Raw genomic sequence first — 4,596 nt, 5'->3', positions numbered from 1 at the left:
GAAGGTGGAAAGTACACCTGTGTTTGAATTTTTTCAGGGTTCCGTTTTGCTGATCAATGGTGCGCCGCTGTGTCCGGTCTGACCCGTAGCTTCGGGCGTTGGGGGCTTTGCGGAATAGGGCAGCATTGGCACGTCATAGGGCCGCAGCGTACGGTCTTGCGGGGTGATTTCACTGGGGTTTTGTGGAAAATCCACGCCTGACAGCCGTGCATTCACAACTTGTGCAACAAACGGCTTTTCTGTTGGGCGTGTCGCCGCACTGTCTTGGGCATCGATAGGGGCGAGTTTGGTCGTGACAGATCGATCAAGCACAGGTGAAGGCGCGGATGGAACCGCTTGTGTCGCTGGAAGATTGAGTGACGTGTCCATTTGGTAATCCCCGTTTTAAACATTAACAGGGATGGAATCAGCGCTGTGGCTTACCAAATGATTAATCGAAGGGAGCGAACTCCCTTCGATTTTAGATTAACGCGTGTGCTGGATTAGATCGCGAGGTACTGCGCGCGCAGTTCGTCGTTCTCAAGCACTTCGGCGGCTGAGCCGTCAAAGACCACGGTGCCGGTGTCCAAGATCACGGCGCGGTCAGCAAGCTTTAGGGCTGCAACGGCGTTTTGTTCCACGATCACAGTCGTGATGCCCTGATCACGGATAATCCCCAGTGTTTTGGCGATTTCCTGCACGATAACAGGGGCCAAGCCTTCGTATGGCTCATCCAGCAGCAGGACCTTGATGTCACGGGCAAGGGCGCGTGCGATCGCAAGCATCTGTTGCTCGCCACCTGAAAGTGTCACGCCATCTTGTTTGCGGCGTTCGCCCAAGCGGGGAAAAAGATCATAGATGCGTTCCAGAGACCATCCAATCGGCGGTGCAATTTGGGCAAGTTGCAGGTTTTCTTCAACCGTCAGGCCCGCAATGATGCGCCGATCCTCCGGCACAAGCGCAATCCCCGCAGCAGATGCCTGATGCGCCTTCATTTGGTGCAACGGCTGATGGTCCAACCAAATTTCACCATGCTTTAGGGCGGGATCTTCAAGGCGGGCAATGGCGCGCAAGGTTGAAGTTTTGCCCGCGCCGTTACGTCCAAGCAGTGCCAGGATTTCGCCTTCGTGGATGTTAAAGCTGACGTTTTGAACAATGTAGCTTTCGCCGTAATACGCTTCGATTTCCCAGACGCTCAGAAAAGCGGGATGAGTAGCCGCGTTATTGGCGTTATTATTGAATGGCTGGTTCATGGGGTTGTTCCTTACACCTGTGCTTCGCCAAGGTACGCTTCGCGCACTTTCGGATGGCCTTTGATGTTTTCAGGCGTATCTTCGACCAATGGCGTGCCTTGGGCCAGCACAGTGATGCGTTCCGCCAAAGAAAACACTACGTGCATGTCGTGCTCGATAATCGCCATCGTGATATCGCGTTTCGCTTTGATTTCTTTCAGCAAGTCGATTGTGTTGTTGGTGTCCGCGCGGGCCATACCGGCGGTGGGTTCGTCCAACAGCAATAAACGCGGTTTTTGCACCAGACACATCGCCATTTCCAACCGCCGCTTGTCACCTCGCGAAAGGGAGGAGGCGATCATGTGCCGCTTTTCCAGCATGTCGACGTCTTCTAGAATGGCCTCGGCGGTTTCGTGGATGTCCGTTTCGTGACCCACGCTGCCCAATGCGTGAAGCCGAAAGGCCCCATCGCGCTTAGCAAAGCATGGGATCATTACGTTTTCGAACACGGTCAGGTCCGCGAAAATCTCGGGCGTTTGAAACACCCGAGAAATGCCCATCTGATTGATTTCGTAAGGCTGACGGCCTAGGATAGATTGGCCGTCGAACATCACAGACCCACTATCCGGGATCAATTTCCCAACCAGCACGTTCAGCAGCGTGGATTTACCGGCCCCGTTTGGGCCGATAATCGCGTGGACCGTGTTCTCAGCAATGCTTAGGTTCACGTCACCCAAAGCTTGCAATCCACCAAAGCGTTTGTTGACGCCTTTAATTTCAAGGATGCCCATATCTCAAATCTCCTTATTCAGCTGGCGTCTTGGTACTGGACGCGACGTCAGTTGTTTTCTTGCGGCTGAACTTCGCGCCAATGCGCTGACCCAACTCAACCAAACCACCGGGCAGGAAGATTACGACCGCCATGAACACAAGGCCCAAAGTCAGGTGCCAGCCTTTTCCGATGAACGGGTGAACAATGGCAACCACGAAATCCTCAAGGCCATCGGGCATAAAGCCAAACCATCCATGTACCACTGTGTCGTTGATTGTAGAGATGATGTTTTCCATGTATTTGATCACACCAGCGCCAAGGATCGGACCGATCAGCGTCCCAACACCACCCAAGATCGACATTATCACGATCTCTCCTGATGCGGTCCAGAACATACGTTCCGCCCCTGTCAAAGGGTCCATTGAAGCCAGCAGACCACCGGCCAGACCAGCGTACATGCCAGAGATTACAAAAGCCGTAAGCATATAAGGCCGTGTTGATACGCCCATGTAGTTCAGTCGCTGTTGGTTTGATTTTATTGACCGCAGGATCAGACCAAATGGCGAGCGGAAAATCCGGATCGCTATGTAGAAAGACAGGATCATGAACAACCCGGCAAGGTAATAGCCGTTATGGAACACAAAGCTCCAGCCGCCGATGTCCCATGTAACGGACCCGTTCATTTCCCAGCCAAACAAGTGTGGCGTCGTCGGGCCATTTCCTAAAAGGAATTGTGGATCATCGTTGTAGACTTGCAACCCGGTTTCACCGTTAGTGATCGGGAAGCCGAGGATTTTGCCGACAAGGTCAGAATAGGCGATTGAATACATCATCTGGGCAAAGGCCAGCGTTAGGATTGAAAAATAAATGCCTGACCGACGTAGTGACACATAGCCGATGACGACCGCGAACAGACCCGAAACAACCACTGACAAGACGATGGCAGGGACGATGTTGTAGGACAGCAGTTTGAACATCCAAACGGCGGCAAACGATCCCACACCAAGAAACGCGGCGTGTCCGAAGGACAGATACCCTGTCAGGCCGAAGAGGATGTTAAACCCGATGACCAGAATGCCAAAGATGACAAAGCGTTGCATAAGGGCAGGGTAGCCCGCGTTGAACTGCGAAAACGCGCTTTCCGTAGGGAAGGGGTTTAGGAAGATAGGGGCCAGTAGCACCATCACGCAAACGACGACGAAGAGTATTGTATCTTTTCTGTTCATACCAAACATGATTATTCCTCCATCACGCCCTTGCGTCCCATGAGGCCACGTGGCCGGGTCAGCAAGATGATGATTGCAACAAGATAGATGATGATTTGGTCGATACCGGGCAGTATTGATTTGACCTCGTTCATGGATGCGAACGACTGCAAAATACCCAGCATGAAGCCAGCCAGCACAGCGCCGGGTAATGACCCCATACCGCCAACAACAACTACAACGAACGACAGCACTAGGAAGTCCATCCCAATATTATAGTTCGGCGACAAGATCGGCGTGTACATCACACCGGCCAAACCAGCTACCGCCGCGGCAAGGCCAAACATAAAGGTAAAGCGCTTGTCGATGTCGATGCCCAGTAGGCCGACGGTTTCGCGGTCTGCCATACCCGCACGGACAACCATGCCAAATGTTGTGAATTGCAGGAAGGCAAACACAGCGAAAATAATAAACATTGAGAACAAGAAATAGACGAAGCGCCAAATTGGATAAATTATGGCGTTGGGTTCAAAACCTAACATGACTCCAAAATCCATAGCACCCGCAAAAGCAGAAGGGGCAGGGGTAGGGATTGGGTTTGCGCCAAAGTTGGCTTTGATGATCTCACCGATGACAATTGCAAGTCCAAAGGTCACAAGAATCTGATCCGCGTGAGGTCGTTTGTAAAAATGTTTGATCAGACCGCGTTCCATAACGAAGCCGACAAGGACCATGAAAGGGATGGCGAAGACAATGGCGATCGGAACCGCCCAGTCAATCAGTGATGCACCAAATTCCGGGCCGAACCATGCATGTACATACGGCGTTTCGACCTTGAGCGGATTGCCAAGAAAATCTGTCTGGGTCTCGTCAATTATTACGAAGCTCGTAGACAAAACACGTGACACCGTAACCGAGCAGAACGCTCCGATCATGAAAAGGGCTCCGTGGGCAAAGTTGACCACACCCAGTGTCCCAAAGATCAACGTCAGACCCAAGGCAATCAAAGCATAAGCAGACCCTTTGTCTAACCCGTTCAGAATTTGTAGAATAATATCGTCCATTGACCTCGCCTTTTTCACCAGTCTTGACTGATACGGCGCACCCAATGGTGGCCGTCTAGCCCCCGATCCCCCGAGGTAGGTGAGACCGGCACATTGCGCCGGTCTCGGATTTGGTTAGCTTATGCGCCAGGGTTACATTCGCCCAGATCGCCGCCCGCAAACATGGGGTGGTCTGGTTCGTACTCAACCTGTGCACGCGGCGTGACTTCCACGATCTCCAGTGTATCGAACTGGTTCGTTGGATTGTCTGTACCCTTCATGACCAACACGTCTTTGAAGCACTGGTGATCGGCGCCACGGTAAGATGTTGGACCGTTGCCCATGCCGTCGAAGTCGAAGTCTTC

5 protein-coding genes and 1 pseudogene are annotated in these 4,596 nt (G+C 52.5%); all 6 read right to left on the bottom strand.

What is annotated here, in order from left to right:
* Window positions 1-33: 33 nt before the first annotated feature.
* Window positions 34-369: a hypothetical protein gene (locus QZ197_RS14855; protein WP_296432933.1), complete on the bottom strand. Its 336-nt coding sequence runs from the start codon at window positions 367-369 to the stop codon at window positions 34-36.
* Between the two features lie 113 nt (window positions 370-482).
* Window positions 483-1,232 (bottom strand): ABC transporter ATP-binding protein, encoded by a 750-nt coding sequence (locus tag QZ197_RS14850; RefSeq protein ID WP_296432932.1) that lies wholly within the window; start codon window positions 1,230-1,232, stop codon window positions 483-485.
* 11 nt (window positions 1,233-1,243) lie between these two features.
* A complete protein-coding gene (locus tag QZ197_RS14845; protein WP_296432931.1) occupies window positions 1,244-2,002 on the bottom strand; it encodes an ABC transporter ATP-binding protein in 759 nt (252 codons plus the stop codon).
* A 13-nt stretch (window positions 2,003-2,015) separates the two neighbouring features.
* A complete protein-coding gene (locus QZ197_RS14840; RefSeq protein WP_296432930.1) occupies window positions 2,016-3,218 on the bottom strand; it encodes a branched-chain amino acid ABC transporter permease in 1,203 nt (400 codons plus the stop codon).
* A 2-nt stretch (window positions 3,219-3,220) separates the two neighbouring features.
* Complete coding sequence (locus QZ197_RS14835; protein WP_296432929.1) at window positions 3,221-4,252, bottom strand: branched-chain amino acid ABC transporter permease; 1,032 nt, start codon at window positions 4,250-4,252, stop codon at window positions 3,221-3,223.
* Between the two features lie 119 nt (window positions 4,253-4,371).
* A pseudogene (locus tag QZ197_RS14830) lies at window positions 4,372-4,596 on the bottom strand (branched-chain amino acid ABC transporter substrate-binding protein); the annotation flags it as partial.

Source organism: Yoonia sp. (genome assembly GCF_017854415.1).
Lineage (GTDB): Bacteria > Pseudomonadota > Alphaproteobacteria > Rhodobacterales > Rhodobacteraceae > Yoonia.
Note: the sequence above shows the minus strand (reverse complement) of the source record. Positions and strands in the feature narration are given on the sequence as shown.